Origin of the sequence: Streptomyces sp. NPDC048516 (assembly GCF_043199875.1) — a bacterium.
Lineage (GTDB): Bacteria > Actinomycetota > Actinomycetes > Streptomycetales > Streptomycetaceae > Streptomyces.
Genome location: NZ_JBICWS010000023.1, coordinates 17,964 through 34,073 on the forward strand (window position 1 = coordinate 17,964; position 16,110 = coordinate 34,073).

The following is a 16,110-nucleotide window of genomic DNA, read 5'->3' on the forward strand; positions in this document are numbered from 1 at the left end:
CCGGGTGTCAAAGCGCCACCCGGCGGGTTCCCCTTACGCGCGCGGCCCGCGGGCGGCCGGCCGCACCGTCCGCCACGTGTCGTGCCGTTCAGAGCGGCCGCCGGTGTGCCCGCCGGACGACGCACGCGAGGACCACGGCTGCCGACGCCAGCAGAATCCCCGCGCCCAGCCACTGCATCCCCGCCATCTGTCCGTAGTCGAAGTACTGGGTCACCCGGCTCACGATGCCCAGCTTGGCCCGGCAGGCCTCGGCGTCGCCGGTGGTGCAGGTGCCGAAGCCGTAGAGCTTGCCGTCCGCGGTGGACACCCAGTCGTCGATCCGTACGGAGGCGGCCGGCAGGGACGGGCCGTCGCCGCCGTACGGGTAGCTGACGCTGCGCAGCGTGCCGAGGAGGGGGCGCACCTCGTCCCAGATCACGTTGGTGGCCACGGCGAGGACGGCGGTGGCCGCCATCGCCGCCGTGACCCGCTTGATCAGCACGCCGAGGGCGATACCGCACGAGGCCAGGAACAGGGCCGTGGCCACCGGCACCGGTCCGGTGGCGTCGAAGGCGCCGCTCTCCAGCCAGTCGCCGTCGGCGACCAGGGCGTGGGCCGGGGACCACAGCCAGGTGAACGCCGCCGACAGCAGGGTGGTGCACAGCACGACGAGGGCCAGCGGCAGGCCGAGCGTGGCGGCGATCCAGCGGCCGCGGCTCGCGGACTGGGTGGTGACCAGCTTGAGCGTGCCGCGCTCCTGCTCGCCCGCGATCAGCGGTGCGCCGAGGAACATGCCTGCGAGGAGGGGCAGGAGCTGCACAAACCCGATATCGCGGCTGAACGTCGTGCCGAAGGTGTTCTGGAATTCCGTGGACACCTCGCTGCCGGGGCCCGCCGAGGCGCCCTTGGTGTGCAAAAAGTCCATCAGGCCGATGCGCTGGTAGGCGAAGGCCGCACAGCCCGCGACGGTGATCAGCAGGCCGGTGCCCAGCAGCGCGCGGTGCCGGCGCCAGACCAGCCAGGGCAGGCCGTGCAGCAGTTCGCGGCGGGCCGCGGCCGCGGGGGCGGGGCCGCGGCCCGTGTCCGCGGCCGTGTCCGTTACGCCCGGTGTGACGGACGTGCCGGTCCGGCTCATGCGGCGGCCTCGTGCGGTCCGTCGGTGCGGGCCTCGTCCGCGATCAGGGTGGGCGCGTCGGGCGAGCGCAGGTAGGCCAGCAGGACCTCCTCCAGGCTCGGCGTCAGCGCATCCCAGCTGTCGGAGAGCGGGCCGTGCGGCCGGACCAGGGCGCTGAACTGCCGCCCGGTGACCCGGGATTCGACCACGGTGTGCTGCCGGCGCAGCTCCTCGGGCACCCCGCCGTCGTCACCGGCCACGCCGGTCACCAGCAGGTGCGCGGGCACCAGTTCCTCGGTCTGGCCGGCCATCCGCAGCCGGCCCTCGGCGAGCACCAGGAGGTAGTCACACATGACCTCCATCTCGGCGAGCATGTGGGACGACATCAAGACCGTGGTGCCGTGCTCGGCGGCCTCGGCCATCAGCAGCCCCGACAACTCGTGCCGGGCGAGCGGATCGAGGTCGGACATCGGCTCGTCGAGCAGCAGCAGCTCGGGCCGCTTGCCGAAGGCGAGGGCGAAGGCGACGCGGGTGCGCTGGCCGCCGGAGAGGGTGCCGATCCGGGCGCTGAGCGGCACCTTCCCGGACCGTACGATCCGCTCGGCCAGTGCCTGGTCCCAGCGCGGGTTCAGCTCACGGCCCAGGCGCAGGGTCTCGGCCACGGTGAAGCGCGGGTAGAGAGGCTTGTCCTGCGCGAGGAAGGCGACCCGCTGCAGGACGGCGGGGTCGGAGACCGGGACGCCGAACAGCTTCAGGGTGCCGGTGGTCGGCTGGATCAGCCGGGTCGCGGTGCCCAGGAACGTGCTCTTGCCCGCGCCGTTCGGTCCGACCAGTGCGCAGATGTGGCCGGCGGGAAGCCGGAAGGAGCAGTCCCGCAGCGCCCAGCCACGGCGGTACTTCTTCCCCAGTCCTTCGGCCTCGATGGCCCATGGGCTCGCGTCGCTCACCCGGATCCCCCCTTTAGCTAGTTGATTAGTGGAATGAGTATGGGGAGCGGCCCGGACGCCTGTCAACAAAACTCAGGACCCGCCCGTGCGCACGCGCGGGCGGGGGAGCCGGCATGCGTCGGCCCGGTGTCCCTCAGACGCGCTCCACCAGCGATTTCGTCATGCACCGGCTGTCCTCGTAGGTCCGGTACAGCCCGAACTTCTTCTCGGCCGTCACATAGCCGCTGGAGGCGTACAGCTCCAGTGCCTCGGGCTGCTTGGTTCCGGTCTCCAGCACCATCCGGGAGCGCCCCGCGGCCCGCGCGTCCGCTTCCAGGGCGGCCAGGATCCGCCGGGCCAGCCCCCGCCCGCGCGCCTCCTGGAGCACGAACATCCGCTTGATCTCGGCGTCGCCGATCTGGTACCCCTCCGCCGCGTCCTCCTGCAGCCGCCATCCGCCGGTGGCCAGCGGGCGGGTGCCGTCGTACGCGATCAGATACGTGCCGCGCGGCGGGGTGAACATCTCCGGGGCGAGCGGGGTGATGTCGCCGTCATCGCCGTAGCGCCGGGCGTACTCCTGCTGGACCAGCGCGTCGAGGGCGACCGCGTCGGGGTGGTCGTAGCGGACGGGGCGTATCTCCATTCCAGAAATCGTACGGGTGAGCGGGCGCCCGGCGCGATGAGGTCCGGGGATGGGTATCGTGCCGGGATGCTCGCCGTGACCACTGTCAGTGTGTGGGGCAGCCTTCTCCCGCCTGCGAAACCAAGGAGCATGTTGTGCTCACCGTGACCACCGTGAATGTGAACGGGCTGCGCGCCGCGGCCAAGAAGGGCTTCGTCCCGTGGCTGGCGGGGACCGCGGCCGATGTGCTCTGCCTGCAGGAGGTGCGGGCCGAGACCGCTCAGCTCCCGAAGGAGGTGCGGGAGCCCGCGGGGTGGCACACCGTGCACGCCCCCGCGGCGGCCAAGGGCCGGGCCGGGGTCTCGCTCTACACCCGGCGGGAGCCGGAGCGGGTGCAGGTGGGCTTCGGGTCGGCGGAATTCGACGGCAGCGGGCGGTACGTCGAGGCGGACCTGCCCGGTGTGACCGTGGCCAGCCTCTACCTGCCCTCCGGCGAGGTCGGCACGGAGCGGCAGGACGAGAAGGAGCGCTTCCTGGCGGAGTTCCTGCCCTACCTCGTCGACCTGCGCAAGCGGGCCGCGGCGGACGGCCGTGAGGTGGTGGTGTGCGGGGACTGGAACATCGCCCACCAGGAGGCCGACCTGAAGAACTGGAAGGCCAACCGGAAGAAGTCCGGCTTCCTCCCGGAGGAGCGCGCCTGGCTGACCGATGTCCTCGACGAGACCCGCGGCGGCTATGTGGACGTCGTCCGCGGCCTGCACCCGGACACCGAGGGCCCGTACTCGTGGTGGTCCTACCGGGGCCGCGCCTTCGACAACGACGCGGGATGGCGCATCGACTACGCCATGGCCACGCCCGGTCTGGCGCGGCGTGCGGTGAAGGCGTACGTGGAGCGGGCGGCCAGCCATGACCAGCGGTGGTCCGATCATGCGCCGGTCACCGCGGTGTTCGAGCTGCCGGGCGCCTGACGCCCGGCGCCCGGGGCCCCGGGCAGCGGAACGGCCCGCCGGGTGCACCGGCGGGCCGTGGTGGGGGAGCGGGGCTCGATCACTCGCCGGACGGCTTGTAAGCCTCGGGGGGAAGGGAGGGGGTCGGCTCGCCCATCGGGGCGAAGACCACGTCGGCACCCCACTTGCCGTCGTCGCTGCCGCGGGCGGCCAGGTTGCCCCGGAAGGTCCAGGTGTCGTTGCTGCGGTCGCCCAGGCTCTGGAACACGCCCTTCTCGAACACCCAGACGCCGAAGGTGGCGTGGTCGTAGACGGCCGAGGCCTACATCTTCACGCCCTCGAGGTTGTCGGCGTTGTACTCCGTGCTCAGGTTCTGGACGACCACGTTGTACTTACCGCCGGCCGCGTGGAATGCCGCTTCCTTGAGGTTGTTGACGAAGCCGGGACGGTTCTCGGACGTCTTGATCGACGACTCGATCTTGTTGGCGATGGCGAGCGGGTCGATCTGGACGTCGAGGTTGACGTTGCCGCCCACCGGCGAGCCGGCGGCCGCCGCGGCCTGGCCGGCGGGAGCCGCAGGCGAGGCCGATGCCGTCGCCGGGAAGGCGACAGCCGCGCTGCTCAGTGCCGCGCACAGCGCTGCCGTCGCAAGGCCCTTCTTCACAACGTTCTTGGTGAACATGGTTCTCCTCGTGTGTACGGATGGCATTTCGCTCCGGTCCCGGAAGCGGGTATCGGAGAGCCGGCCGGGCAGCGGCTGGGGGATTGCCGCTGCGACCGGCACAGGAACGATGTTTCGCGGCCCCGCTCATGAACCGCTCACATCGTGGTCACGTACGTCGCGGGTGGTCCGCACACTTCACTGACTTTCCGTCAGCCCACGTACTGCGTCCACATAGTGAGAGCGGTGAGGGAAACGGAACCTGGCCTTCCCATCGGTGGTCTTTGCTGGCAAAAGGGCGGTTTGCTGTGCACGCATCGACGGCATGAACTCGGGGGCACAATGGTTCAGTTGCGGCTACTGGGGCCGGTAGAAATCGAAGTGAACAATGGGCGACTGCTGAGCCTGGGAACGGGCCGATTGCGCACCGTGGCCGCGATTCTGATCAGCGAGGTCAACCGCGTGATCCCGGTGGGCAGGCTGATCGACCTGGCATGGGACGCGGACCCGCCGGCCAGGGCGAGAGGCGTGGTCCACAACCATGTGCACCGCTTGCGGCAGTTGCTGGCCGACCAGGCCGAAATCGCCACCCGCGGACAGGGGTACGCGCTGATCACCGATCCGGGTGCGGTGGACGTCAACCGGTTCCGGGAGCTGGTGTCCGGCGCCCGTGAGGCCGAACCGTGGACCGCCGTCGCGCAACTGCGCCAGGCGCTCGGTCTGTGGCGTGGTGAGGCGCTGGCGGATGTGCCCGGCGACCGGGTCAGACGGACGCTGGGCGTCGGCCTGACCCAGGCGAGGGTGGCGGCGCTGCAGGAGCTCGGGGAAAGGCTGCTGCTGCTCGGCCGTTACGGGGAGCTGGTCACGGAGCTGACCGCCTGGCTCGCGGAGCACCCGTTGCACGAGGAGCTGACCTCGCTGCTGATGCGGGCGCTGCAGGCGAGCGGCAGGCAGGCCGAAGCCCTCGATCACTTCCACCGGACCAGGCGGCATCTGAACGACCAGCTGGGCATCGATCCCGGCCCGGCCCTCAGCGAGACGTACCTGGCGGTGCTCGGCGGGAAGCCCGCCCTCGCGCCGCACTTCCCCGCCCTCGCGCCGCACTTCCCCGACCGCTCGCCGGCCGGTCCCGGCCCCGCCGTGCCGTACGCCCCCGGCCGCCCCTCGGCGCCGCTGCCTCCTGTCGCCCAACTCCCGCCTCGCATACCGGACTTCTGTGGCCGGCTGCGGGAGCTCGCTGCGCTGGACCAGAACCTGGACCGGGTGCCGAGGCCGGACTGCGTGGTGATCGCGGGAGGGGGAGGGGCCGGCAAGAGCACGCTGGCGGTGCACTGGGCGCACTGCCGCAAAGCCGAGTTCCCCGACGGGCAGCTCTTTGCCGACCTGCGGGGCTTTGAACGTCCCCCGATGCGGCCCGGCACCGTGCTGGGGACGTTTCTGCGGGCCCTGGGGGTGCCGGGCGCGAAGATCCCCGACTCCGTGACGGAGCGCTCGGCGCTCTACCGCTCACTGCTCGCCGGACGGCGGCTGCTCGTGGTGCTGGACAACGCCGGCACCGCCGAACAGGTGCGCCCGCTCCTGCCGGCGACACCGGGCTGCCTGGCGCTGGTGACCAGCCGCAGGCGACTGAGCGGGCTGATGGTCCACGACGGGGCGGCGCTGGTCACGGTGGGGCCGTTGCCCGCGGACGAGGCTCTGGAGCTGCTGGGCACCGCCCTGGGGAGGCAGCGCATCGCGGCGGAGGGAGCTGCCGCCCGGGAACTCGTCGAACGGTGCGACCGGCTGCCGCTGGCGCTGCGGATCGCCGCGGCACGGTTGATGGCCCACCCTGACTGGTCGCTGGGGTGCTGGACCAAGAAGCTGGGCGATGAGCGCCGTCGGCTGCGCGAGCTGTCCGCCCCCGAAGCCGATCTGTCCGTGGAGGCCAGCATCTACCGCAGCTATCGCGCGCTGTCGAGCGGCGCCGCCCGGCTCTTCCGCATCCTCGGACTGCACCCCCGCACCTGCGTGGGCCTCCCGCCCGCCGCGGCACTGGCCGGCCGGGAGATCGAGCACACCCGCCGGCACCTCGCCGAGCTGTGCGACACGCATCTGCTTGCCGAGCAGGCGCAGGGGCACTATGTGTGGGCCGGGCTGGTGCACAGCTACGCCGCGCAGCTCGTCGGGGCGGAGGAATCGCGGTCCGATCAGGACCTGGCCGTGCGGCGCCTGCTCGACCACTTGCTCCGGTCCAAGGCGCCGTACGGCTGAGGTGCGTCCGCCCGGCGGTCCGGGTTCACGTCCCTTCCCCCTCCTGCTCCTGTTCCCGCAGCCACTCCGCCAGCTCCGCCCGGACCCGGCGGTCCACGGCCATCGAGAGTTCGGCCTCGACCACGCCCTTGGTGAGCGGGCGGAACTTTTCGACGGCCTCGGCGACGCGGTCGACCTCGCCGGGGCCGGGGGGCTCGCCCGTGGAGGTGCGGGAGAGGACGTCGGAGAGGATGTGGGTGCGGATGAGGGTGGTGAAGATGTCGGCGAGGGCGTCGGCGTGGGCGCGCACCTGGCGGCCGGCTTCGAGGACGTCGGCCAATGGGATGCCCCGGCCCACGAGTTCGGTGGAGGCGTCCAGCAGGCGGCGGCTGATGTGGACGAACTCGTCGCCGTCGACGGCCAGGTAGCCGATGTCCAGGGACGTGGTGAGGTTTTCGGGGGTGATGTCCTCGCTGAAGTGGTCGGCGAGTTCTTCGGGGGTGAGGCGGACGGGCGTCTCCTCGGACCAGGGCGCCACCAGGGTGTTGTCCAGTCCCAGCAGTTCGCGCACATCGCGGCCGGTGTCGAAGGCCGAGAGGAGATCGGCGATGCCGCCCAGGGTGTGGCCGCGCTCCAGGAGGGCGCCGATGGTGCGCAGGCGGGCGAGGTGATGCTCGTTGTACCAGGCGATCCGGCCCTCGCGGCGCGGCGGCGGGATGAGCTTGCGCTCGCGGTAGAAGCGCAGCGTACGGACCGTGATGCCGGCTTCCCCGGCCAGGTCGGCCATGCGCATTTCGCGCGCCGGGGGGTGTGCTGCCGCCTCCGTGCGCGCGTCCTCGGAGTTCTCGTTCGCTGCCACGGGCTCAGCCTATGCCCGGGGGTGTGGCACGGGACCGGGGCGGCAACCAGCGGCAACTTTCCGCCGTCCGACCTCTACCGCTCGGTACGCGGCTGCCCTACGCTCCAACTGCGCCAGTGATTGCTGGCGCGATGGGGTGGGCGGCTGTGGCGTCGGACCTCACGGCACCGAAGATGGCAGTGAAGTACGTCGAACTCGGGAGGCGGCGCAATGGCCGAGCGCGAGCGCAGGCATGTGCGGGTTGCGGTGATCGGATCGGGGTTCGGTGGTCTCGGCGCGGCGGTCCGGCTGCGGCGCCAGGGAATCACCGACTTCGTCATCCTGGAGCGGGCCGGTGCGGTGGGCGGCACCTGGCGGGACAACAGCTATCCGGGATGCGCCTGCGATGTGCCCTCGCATCTGTACTCCTTCTCCTTCGCGCCCAATCCGGAGTGGCCGCGGAACTTCTCCGGGCAGCCGCACATCCGCGCCTACCTGGAACGGGTCGCCGACACCTTCGGACTGCGTCCGCACCTCCGCCTCAACTCGGAGGTGCACGGCCTGCGCTGGGACACTCAGGCGCTGCACTGGGAGGTGGAGACGGCCGGCGGACCGCTGACCGCGGATGTGGTGGTCTCCGCGACCGGGCCGCTGTCGGACCCCAAGGTTCCCGACGTGCCGGGGCTGGACACCTTCCCCGGCAAGGTCTCGCACTCCGCCCGCTGGGACCACGACTACGACCTGCGGGGCAAGCGCGTCGCCATGATCGGTACGGGGGCCTCGGCGATCCAGATCGTGCCCGCGATCCAGCCGGAGGTGGAACGCCTCACGCTCTTCCAGCGCACCCCGCCTTGGGTGCTGCCGCGCGCCGACCGCAAGATCAGCGCGGCTGAGAAGTGGCTGCACACCAAGGTGCCCGCGACCCGGGCCGCACGCCGCGGACTGCTCTGGGGCCTCAGGGAACTGCAGGTCAGCGCCTTCACCAAGCGCCCCAACGAGCTGGGACTGGTCGAGCTCCTGGCCCGGAACCATATGAAGAAGGCCGTCAAGGACCCGGTGCTGCGGGCCACGCTGACCCCCGACTACCGCATCGGCTGCAAGCGGATCCTGCTCTCCAACACGTACTACCCGGCCCTCGCGCAGCCCAATGTGGACGTGGTCGCCGCGGGGCTGAAGGAGGTGCGCGGCAGCACCCTGGTGGGGGCCGACGGGAGCGAGGTGGAGGCCGACGCGATCGTCTTCGGCACCGGGTTCCATGTGACGGACCTGCCGATCGCCCAGCGGGTGACCGGCGCCCACGGGACGACGCTGGCCGAGGAGTGGAAGGACGGCATGGAGGCGCTGCGCGGCACCAGCGCGGCCGGCTTCCCCAACTTCCTCACCGTCATCGGGCCCAACACCGGCCTCGGGAACAGCTCGATGATCCTGATGATCGAGGCGCAGCTGAACTACCTGGCCGACTTCATGCGCCAGCTGGACGTCCTCGGCGGGAAGATCGCCCTCGACGCCCGGCCCTCCGCCGTCAGGGCGTGGAACCACACGCTCCAGCAGCGGATGGCGCGCACGGTGTGGACCACCGGCGGCTGCAACAGCTGGTATCTGGACGCGAACGGCCGCAACACCACCGTCTGGCCGGGGACGACCGGGGAGTTCAAGAAGGTCACCCGGCAGGTCGACCTCGCGGAGTACGAGGTGCTGCGGCCACCGGCCGGCCGGCCCGGGGACCGGACCGCCGCCGGCCCGCGCACGGAGGTGGCCGCATGAGCCGCCGGCCCGGACACGTCACCACCGGCCCGTACGCGCCGCCGGTGCCCCGTACGACGCTGCCCGTCGTCTCGGCCGACGGCGCCCGGCTCTACGCCGAGGTCCACGGCCCGAAGGACGCGCCGGCCGTCGTCCTGGCGCACGGCTGGACCTGCTCGACCGCCTTCTGGGCGCCGGTCGTCCGCGACCTGGCCCCCGAGTACAAGGTCGTCGTCTACGACCAGCGCGGTCACGGCCGCAGCCCCGCCGCCGGGCCGGCCGGCCACAGCACCCATGCGCTCGCCGACGACCTGGTGGCCGTATTGGAAGCCACCCTGCGGCCGGACGAACGCGCCGTGGTGGGCGGCCACTCCATGGGCGGAATGACGATCATGGCCGCCGCCGGACGGCCGCAGCTGCGCGAGCGGGCCGCCGCCGCGCTGCTGTGCAGCACCGGCATGGCCGATCTGCCCGCCGAATCCCGGGTGTTCCCGCTGCGCAGCCCGCAGGGGCGGCGCCGTGCGCACCGGCTGATGCTGCACTCCCGGGCGCCGCTCGGTCCCGTATCGCCGCTCGCCAAACGCGCCCTGAGGTACGCCACCATGGGCCCCGGCGCCACCGCCGGGCAGATCGAGGCCTGTGCGCGCATCGTGCACGCCTGTCCGCCCGGGGTGCGGGCCCGCTGGGGCAAGGTCCTGGCCGGACTCGAACTGACCGGGGGCGTCGGACAGTTGGAGCTGCCGACCGCGGTCCTCGCGGGTACCGCCGACCGGCTCACCCCGCTCGTGCACGCCCGTCGGCTGGCCTCCGTCCTCCCCGACTGCCTCGGCCTGACCGAGCTGCCGGGCCTGGGGCACATGACGCCGATCGAGGACCCCGGTGCGGTCGCCGGCCGGCTGCGCGCACTCGTCGAGGAGCATCTGCGGCCGACGGGCGCCGGTGCCGAGAAGAAGAAGGAGAAGTCGGCATGAGCGCGAGCAGGTCCAGGAGTCTGGAAGGCCAGGTCGTGGTCGTCACCGGCGCGGCCCGTGGGGTCGGTGCGCTGCTGGCCCGCAAGCTGTCGGCGCGCGGGGCGACGCTGGCGCTGGTCGGTCTGGAGCCGGACGAACTGCGGGGCGTCGCGGCCTCGCTGCACGGTCCGGCGCACCACTGGCATGCCGACGTCACCGACCACGAGGCGATGGTCAGGGTGGCGGGCGAGGTCAAGGACCGCTTCGGGAAGGTCGATGTGGTCGTCGCCAACGCCGGGGTGGCGACCGGCGGCCCGTTCGCCGACTCCGACCCGGACTCCTGGCGGCGGGTCATCGAGGTGAACCTCATCGGCGGGGCGGTCACCGGCCGCGCCTTCCTCCCGGCCCTCATGGCGTCCCGCGGCTACTTCCTGCAGATCGCCTCGCTCGCCGCGATCACCCCGGCGCCGATGATGACCGCCTACTGCGCCTCCAAGTCGGGCGTCGAGGCCTTCGCGCACAGCCTGCGCGCCGAGGTCGGCCACCAGGGCGTACGGGTCGGGGTCGGCTATCTGAGCTGGACCGACACCGATATGGTGCGCGGCGCCGACCAGAACGAGGTCATGCGCGAGCTGCGCTCCCGGCTGCCGTGGCCGTCGAACAAGACCTATCCGCTGGGCCCCGCCGTCGACCGGATCGTCGCGGGCGTCGAGCGCCGTTCCGCGCACGTCTACGGGCAGTGGTGGCTGCGCGGGATGCAGTCGCTCCGCGGGTATCTGCCCTCGCTCATCGGATCGGTGGGCCAGCGGGAGGTACGGCGGTTCGGCAGCCGGCTGGACGGTATGCGGGTCGGCCTGATGGGGGCCGGCGGCGCGGCGGACGAGAAGGCGCGGGCGGACCGGTGAGCCGGGCGAGGGACGGCCTGCGACCTGCCTGACCTGCCCCTGAGCGGCTGGTCGGCGCCCGGCGTGTATCTGGTGGGCGGCCGATGAGCGAGCCGCGCGTATCACGGAGCGTAGTCATCCGTGATCGAAATGCGAGCAATGTCCGGGCGTGTCACGCTGAACGGGGCCCAACCCCCCTACACCCCACTAGGAGTGAACAGCATGGGCATCAAGGACCAGTTCCAGGACAAGGCCAACGAGCTCAAGAACCAGGCGCAGAACGCCCGGAGCGACGCTCGCGAGCAGGGTCACGAGCGCGGTGGTCAGCGCCAGGACCGTGAGCACGGCGGTCAGCGTCAGGACCAGGAGCGTGGCGGTCAGCGTCAGGGCGGCCAGGACCGTGGCCAGTCGCCGCGGGAGCGTGGCCAGCAGGGCGGTCGTCCCGCCCAGGACGCGATGGACGCCGCCGAGGGCCGCTTCCAGAGCTGACACGGCTCGTCCTGAACATCACGCGCGGCGGCGTACGCGTCATGCGTGAAGGGGCGCACCCGGTCGACCGGGTGCGCCCCACCGCGTTGTCAGCCGACGGTCAGGCGACGGCCTTGAGTGCCGAGGTCAGGCGACGGCCTTGAGCTTCGCACGAACGGCTAGCCCGCCGCCTCCGCCGCGCCCCCGCTCCGGGGCGGCAACGGCGGGCGCCGCCGGTCCGGCGCGTCCGACAGGTCCGGAGGGGCCGACGCCGGATGCCGCTCCAGCAGCTCCAGCACCGTGCGCACCGCGACGCCCAGCTGCGGATGCCGGCCCTCGGCCCAGTGCAGCGGGGAGCGCAGCGCCTCGATGTCGACCTCGACGCCATGGTTCTCCACGCCCCAGCCGTAGAGCCGGAACCACGCGGCATTCATCGGGACGGTGATCGCGGTGCCGTCGGCGAGCCGGTGCCGGCCGGTCATCCCGACCACCCCGCCCCAGGTCCGCATGCCGACCACCGGGCCGATGCCCAGGAGCTTGAAGGCCGCGGTGATCATGTCGCCGTCGGACGAGGTCATCTCGTCGGCGACCGCCACCACAGGACCGCGCGGGGCGTTGCTGGTGTACGAGACGGGCTCGGCGTCGCGGGTCAGATCCCAGCCCATGATGGTGCGGGTCAGCTTCTCGATCACCAGCTCGGAGATATTGCCGCCCGCGTTGCCCCGTACGTCCACGATCAGCGCGGGCCGGGAGACCTCCATCCGCAGATCGCGGTTGAACTGCGCCCAGCCGGAGCCGCCCATGTCGGGGATGTGCAGATAGCCGCACCGGCCGCCGCTCAACTCCCTTACCACGGCGCGGCGTTTGGCCACCCAGTCCTGGTAGCGCAGCGGCCGTTCGTCGACCAGTGGGACCACCGCGACCCGGCGCGGTGGGCCCTCGCCCTCCGGCGGGGAGAAGGTGAGCTCCACGGTGGTGCCGCCGGCCGCGGCCAGCAGCGGATACGGGCCGGTCACCGGGTCCACCCCGCGGCCGTCGACATGGGTGAGCGCCGCGCCCTCGCGGATGCCCGTACCGGCCAGTGGGGAGCGGGCCTTGGAGTCCGAGGACTCGCCCGGCAGGATCCGGGTGACCACCCAATGGCCGTCGCGGCACACGAGGTTGGCGCCGAGCAGGCCCATGGCGCGCTGGTAGTGCGGCGGCCCCTCGTTGCGCCGGGCACCCACGACATAGGCGTGTGAGGTGCCCAGTTCGCCCATCACCTCGCGCAGCAGATCGGCGAACTCGTCCGGGGAGGCGACCCGTTCGAGCAGCGGCCGGTACTGCGCGAGCACCGCGTCCCAGTCGAGGCCGCACATCTGCGGGTCCCAGAAGTAGGTCCGGGCGATCCGGCCCGCCTCGTCGAACGCCTGGTGCCACTCCGCCACCGGATCGACGTCGTGCAGGATGCGCCGCAGGTCCAGGAAGACCGTCGAGTCGCTGTCCGGCGACTCGGTCGCGGGCACCGCGCGCAGGTCGCCCTCGTCGTTGACGACCAGCCGCGTGCCGTCGCCGCTGAGCGCGAAGGCGTCCAGCGAGCTGGTGAGTTCGGTGCGCCGCGCCTTGGTCAGATCGAAGTGTTCGAGGGTGGGCCGGCCCGAGGTGTCGGCCGGGTTGGCGAAGGTTTCGCCCAGCGCACCGGAGATCGGCCAGCGCAGCCAGACCAGCCCGCCGCCGCTGACCGGCTCCAGGGAGGAGTACTTGGACGCGGCCACCGGGAACGGGGTGACGCGGTTCTCCAGCCCCTCCACCTCCACCAGCACCGGCCCCTCGCCGGACGGCGGCGGAATCTCGTCCGGGTCCAGGCCGCCCGCCGCGGGCCGGCCCTCCGGGGACAGCGCGAAGGGGGAGGGGGTCGCCGACGACAGCGGTACGAGGTACGGGCGGCAGCCCAGCGGGAACGACAGGTCGCCGGTGTGCACGTCGTAGACCGGGTCGAAGCCGCGCCAGGACAGGAATGCCAGATAGCGGCCGTCGCGGGTGAACACCGGCTGCTCGTCCTCGAACCGTCCGTTGGTGACGTCGACGATGTGCCGGTCGGACAGCCGGGCCATCTTGATCTGCCGCAGTGTCCGGCCGATGCCGGGGTGCGACCAGGTCAGCCAGCGCGAGTCCGGCGAGAACGCCAGATCACGCACCGGTCCGTTGGTGGAGCGGATCAGCTCGGTGACGCCGCCGGGCCCCGCGGCCGCCTCCTCGTCTCCCGCCCCCGGCCCCTCGCCGGCCGCCCCCTCCCCGGCCTCCCCTTCCTCCGGCCGGGACACGTCCACCAGCAGCAGCCTGCCGTCATGGGAGGCCACCGCCAGCCGCTCCCCGTCCGGTGCGGAGCTCATCTCGTGGACCCGGCCCAGCTCACCGGCGGCCAGCCGGCGCGGTTCGCCCGGCGCGCCGGCCCGCGGCAGGTTGGTGATCTCGATCGCGTCCTCACCCTCGGCATCGGTGAGGTACGCGATCCGGCCGGTGGAACCCAGCATTTCGGGGAGCCGGACCCGTACGCCCGGGGTGTCGTGAATCGTGCGGGCCGGACCGTCGCGGTGGGTGAGCCAGTACAGGCTGCCGCGTACGCCGACCGCGCTGGCCCGCCCGGTGGTGTCCACCGCGAGCCCGGTGACGTGCGCGGCGGCCGGCACCTGGTAGGTCCGCCGGCCGGCCCGCGGACCGCCCAGGCGTACGGCCAGCTTGCGCGGTACGGCCTGCGGGCTCAGATCGTCGATCAGCCAGAGGTCACCGGCGCACTGGTAGACGATCCGCGAGCCGTCGCTGGAGGCGTGCCGGGCGTAGAAGTCGGCGTGGTCGGTGTGCCGGCGCAGGTCGGTGCTGTCGGGGAGGCAGGAGTAGACGTTGCCGATGCCCTCGTGGTCGGAGAGGAACGCGACCCGGCCGCCGACGAACATCACCGAGTCGAGGTGCCCGTACAGATCCGGCAGCAGCCGGGTGCCGTGCAGCCACATCCGGCCCATCGCCCCGCCCCGGTAGCGCTTCCAGGAGGCGGGCTCGTGCGGCGGTTTGCCGCTCAGCAGCAGGGTGCGGCGCTCCCCTTCGAAGTCGGCGACCGCGATGTCGGAGACCGGCCCCCAGGGCAGTTGGCCGCCGGGGCTGCCGTCGGTGGGCACGCTGTAGGCCCACGAGTAGTACGAGAACGGCTGGCCGTGCGAGGAGACCGCGAGCACGTGCGCCTGTCCCTCGTGGTCGGGCGGTGTCCACCCGCAGACCCGGGCATCGGTGCTGCCCCAGTACGTCAGCCGCCGGGCCGGGCCGCCGTCGACCGGCGCGAGATGGACCTCCGGGTCGAGGCTGCGCCAGGTGGTGAAGGCGATGTGCGCGCCGTCGGGGGAGAAGCGGGGGTGGCCGACGCGGGTACGGTCCACGGTCAGCCGCCAGGCGCGGCCGGGCTCCGCGCCGTCCGGGGCGATCGGGGCGATCCACAGGTCGTCCTCGGCGGCGAAGCAGAGCAGATCGTCGTGCAGATGCGGATACCGCAGGTACGCGCCGCCCGACCTCCCCGGCGGGCCCGTGGCGGTCGGCCCCCGACGCTGCCGCCCGCGGGCCTTGTCCCGACGCAGCCGCCCGCGGGCTTTGGCGGGTTCCGACTCCGGGCGCGGCCCGACGTCCTCGGGTACATCGCTCACCCAACCATCGTTCCGGGACGGGGGAGCGGCGGCAAGTCGGCCTGGTGGGCGGGCGGCGGCGGCACGGCGACGAGGGTCGGGGCCGCGAAAACGCGCTGCGAGCGGTTTCCCGCCACCCGCCGTTCTTCGGCCGACCACCGCTCTGCGGATCCCGCCGCATCCGCGGCCGCGCCGAACGGGAGCAGGCGGATGGCCACTTGAGGGCGCCGCATATGTCGGCGAGTGCCCTCACGGTCGGCGGTCCGCGGGGTGCCGGGAGCCTGCCCCGAGGGGGTCATCGCGCACTGACACCGCCCGCGGTGACGCAGGCCACGAGCGAAACGCTTTCGTTTCGATCGGTGGGGGTCTATCTTCGAGGTGTACGAAACCGTTTCGTTCGCAGTCATCGGTAAGGTGGGCGCGTGCGTACGGTCCGACCAGGAGGTAGGTGTCATGGGGCGCAGCCGGCTGACTCCCGAGCGGGAGGCCGAGCTCTTCAACGCCGTGCTCGATCTGCTGTGCGAGGTGGGCTATGACGCGCTGACCATGGACGCCGTCGCCGCCCGTACGCGCTCCAGCAAGGCCACCCTCTACCGCCAGTGGCAGGGCAAGCCGGAGCTCGTCGCCAGGGCGCTGCGGCACTGCAAGCCGGTCAGCACCGCGGACATCGACACCGGCAGCCTGCGCGGCGACTTCCACGAGCTGGTGCGCCGGGCCGACGACGAGGGACATGTCGAGAAGGACGCGGCCCTGATGCGGGGGCTGGGGATGGCCATCCACGGCAACCCCGAGCTCCACGAGGCCCTGCGTGAAGTCCTCCTCGACCCCGAGGTGACCGGGCTGAACGCGATGCTGCAGCGCGCCATCGACCGCGGTGAGATCGCGGCCGGGTGTCCCGCGCTCCAGTTCGCGCCGCACATGCTCGCCGGCGCCCTCATCGCCCAGCAGCTCATCGAGGACCGCTGCGCCGATGCCGCGTTCCTCTCCGCCTACCTCGACGCCGTGGTCTTCCCCGCCCTCGGCGTCTGATCCCGCCCGCCCCACTCCTCTTCACACTCCCCTTCATCCCAGCCCTCGTACCCGGCACGCCGCTCTCGTCGCC

The 16,110-nt window shown here is 72.3% G+C and carries 14 protein-coding genes; 6 read left to right on the forward strand and 8 right to left on the reverse strand.

Annotated features, from left to right (window positions below; genetic code table 11):
• Positions 1-88: 88 nt before the first annotated feature.
• The 3 genes from ACGFR7_RS32120 to ACGFR7_RS32130 all read right to left on the reverse strand — a co-directional run bounded on the left by ACGFR7_RS32120 (position 89) and on the right by ACGFR7_RS32130 (position 2,662).
• Positions 89-1,114, reverse strand: a complete 1,026-nt coding sequence (locus tag ACGFR7_RS32120) for an ABC transporter permease subunit (RefSeq protein WP_393325954.1) — start codon at positions 1,112-1,114, stop codon at positions 89-91.
• A complete protein-coding gene (locus tag ACGFR7_RS32125) occupies positions 1,111-2,040 on the reverse strand; it encodes an ABC transporter ATP-binding protein (RefSeq protein ID WP_393325956.1) in 930 nt (309 codons plus the stop codon). The genes ACGFR7_RS32120 and ACGFR7_RS32125 overlap by 4 nt, the downstream gene beginning before the upstream one ends.
• Before the next feature lie 133 nt (positions 2,041-2,173).
• Positions 2,174-2,662: a GNAT family N-acetyltransferase gene (locus tag ACGFR7_RS32130; RefSeq protein ID WP_393325959.1), complete on the reverse strand. Its 489-nt coding sequence runs from the start codon at positions 2,660-2,662 to the stop codon at positions 2,174-2,176.
• A gap of 134 nt (positions 2,663-2,796) precedes the next feature.
• Between ACGFR7_RS32130 and ACGFR7_RS32135 the strand changes: the two genes are divergently transcribed.
• Positions 2,797-3,609 (forward strand): exodeoxyribonuclease III, encoded by an 813-nt coding sequence (locus ACGFR7_RS32135; RefSeq protein WP_393325962.1) that lies wholly within the window; start codon positions 2,797-2,799, stop codon positions 3,607-3,609.
• Between the two features lie 79 nt (positions 3,610-3,688).
• On the opposite strand, the gene ACGFR7_RS32140 is transcribed toward ACGFR7_RS32135, so the two are convergent.
• Positions 3,689-3,871 (reverse strand): hypothetical protein, encoded by a 183-nt coding sequence (locus ACGFR7_RS32140; protein WP_393325965.1) that lies wholly within the window; start codon positions 3,869-3,871, stop codon positions 3,689-3,691.
• Between the two features lie 39 nt (positions 3,872-3,910).
• Entirely contained in the window at positions 3,911-4,270 is a 360-nt protein-coding gene (locus ACGFR7_RS32145) for a hypothetical protein (RefSeq protein WP_393325968.1), read from the reverse strand.
• A gap of 360 nt (positions 4,271-4,630) precedes the next feature.
• On the opposite strand from ACGFR7_RS32145, the gene ACGFR7_RS32150 reads away from it, so the two are divergent.
• Positions 4,631-6,499, forward strand: coding sequence for a BTAD domain-containing putative transcriptional regulator (locus tag ACGFR7_RS32150; protein ID WP_393325970.1), 1,869 nt, complete (start codon positions 4,631-4,633; stop codon positions 6,497-6,499).
• Positions 6,500-6,524: 25 nt separating this feature from the next.
• On the opposite strand, the gene ACGFR7_RS32155 is transcribed toward ACGFR7_RS32150, so the two are convergent.
• Positions 6,525-7,337, reverse strand: coding sequence for a MerR family transcriptional regulator (locus tag ACGFR7_RS32155; protein WP_393325972.1), 813 nt, complete (start codon positions 7,335-7,337; stop codon positions 6,525-6,527).
• 210 nt (positions 7,338-7,547) lie between these two features.
• Between ACGFR7_RS32155 and ACGFR7_RS32160 the strand changes: the two genes are divergently transcribed.
• Genes ACGFR7_RS32160 through ACGFR7_RS32170 form a run of 3 tightly spaced genes read left to right on the forward strand, consistent with a single transcriptional unit; the run spans position 7,548 to position 10,914 of the window.
• Positions 7,548-9,080: a flavin-containing monooxygenase gene (locus tag ACGFR7_RS32160; RefSeq protein WP_393325975.1), complete on the forward strand. Its 1,533-nt coding sequence runs from the start codon at positions 7,548-7,550 to the stop codon at positions 9,078-9,080.
• Complete coding sequence (locus ACGFR7_RS32165; protein WP_393325978.1) at positions 9,077-10,030, forward strand: alpha/beta fold hydrolase; 954 nt, start codon at positions 9,077-9,079, stop codon at positions 10,028-10,030. Before ACGFR7_RS32160 ends, ACGFR7_RS32165 begins: the two co-directional genes overlap by 4 nt.
• Positions 10,027-10,914, forward strand: a complete 888-nt coding sequence (locus ACGFR7_RS32170; protein WP_393325981.1) for an SDR family oxidoreductase — start codon at positions 10,027-10,029, stop codon at positions 10,912-10,914. Before ACGFR7_RS32165 ends, ACGFR7_RS32170 begins: the two co-directional genes overlap by 4 nt.
• A gap of 186 nt (positions 10,915-11,100) precedes the next feature.
• Here ACGFR7_RS32170 and ACGFR7_RS32175 read toward each other — a convergent pair whose 3' ends face one another.
• Both ACGFR7_RS32175 and ACGFR7_RS32180 read right to left on the reverse strand, forming a co-directional pair.
• On the reverse strand, positions 11,101-11,385 hold the full coding sequence (locus tag ACGFR7_RS32175; protein ID WP_393325984.1) for a hypothetical protein: 285 nt from the start codon (positions 11,383-11,385) through the stop codon (positions 11,101-11,103).
• A gap of 155 nt (positions 11,386-11,540) precedes the next feature.
• Positions 11,541-14,882, reverse strand: a complete 3,342-nt coding sequence (locus ACGFR7_RS32180) for a S41 family peptidase (RefSeq protein ID WP_393326108.1) — start codon at positions 14,880-14,882, stop codon at positions 11,541-11,543.
• Positions 14,883-15,461: 579 nt separating this feature from the next.
• Here ACGFR7_RS32180 and ACGFR7_RS32185 point away from each other — a divergent pair.
• On the forward strand, positions 15,462-16,037 hold the full coding sequence (locus tag ACGFR7_RS32185; RefSeq protein ID WP_393325986.1) for a TetR/AcrR family transcriptional regulator: 576 nt from the start codon (positions 15,462-15,464) through the stop codon (positions 16,035-16,037).
• Positions 16,038-16,110: the final 73 nt, after the last annotated feature.

Excerpts from the sequence above, each read along its gene's own strand:
- ACGFR7_RS32120 (WP_393325954.1), bottom strand. The coding sequence starts at position 1,114 with ATGAGCCGGACCGGCACGTCCGTCACACCGGGCGTAACGGACACGGCC.
- ACGFR7_RS32130 (WP_393325959.1), bottom strand. The coding sequence starts at position 2,662 with ATGGAGATACGCCCCGTCCGCTACGACCACCCCGACGCGGTCGCCCTC.
- ACGFR7_RS32145 (WP_393325968.1), bottom strand. The coding sequence starts at position 4,270 with ATGTTCACCAAGAACGTTGTGAAGAAGGGCCTTGCGACGGCAGCGCTG.
- ACGFR7_RS32160 (WP_393325975.1), top strand. The coding sequence starts at position 7,548 with ATGGCCGAGCGCGAGCGCAGGCATGTGCGGGTTGCGGTGATCGGATCG.
- ACGFR7_RS32165 (WP_393325978.1), top strand. The coding sequence starts at position 9,077 with ATGAGCCGCCGGCCCGGACACGTCACCACCGGCCCGTACGCGCCGCCG.
- ACGFR7_RS32170 (WP_393325981.1), top strand. The coding sequence starts at position 10,027 with ATGAGCGCGAGCAGGTCCAGGAGTCTGGAAGGCCAGGTCGTGGTCGTC.
- ACGFR7_RS32185 (WP_393325986.1), top strand. The coding sequence starts at position 15,462 with ATGGGGCGCAGCCGGCTGACTCCCGAGCGGGAGGCCGAGCTCTTCAAC.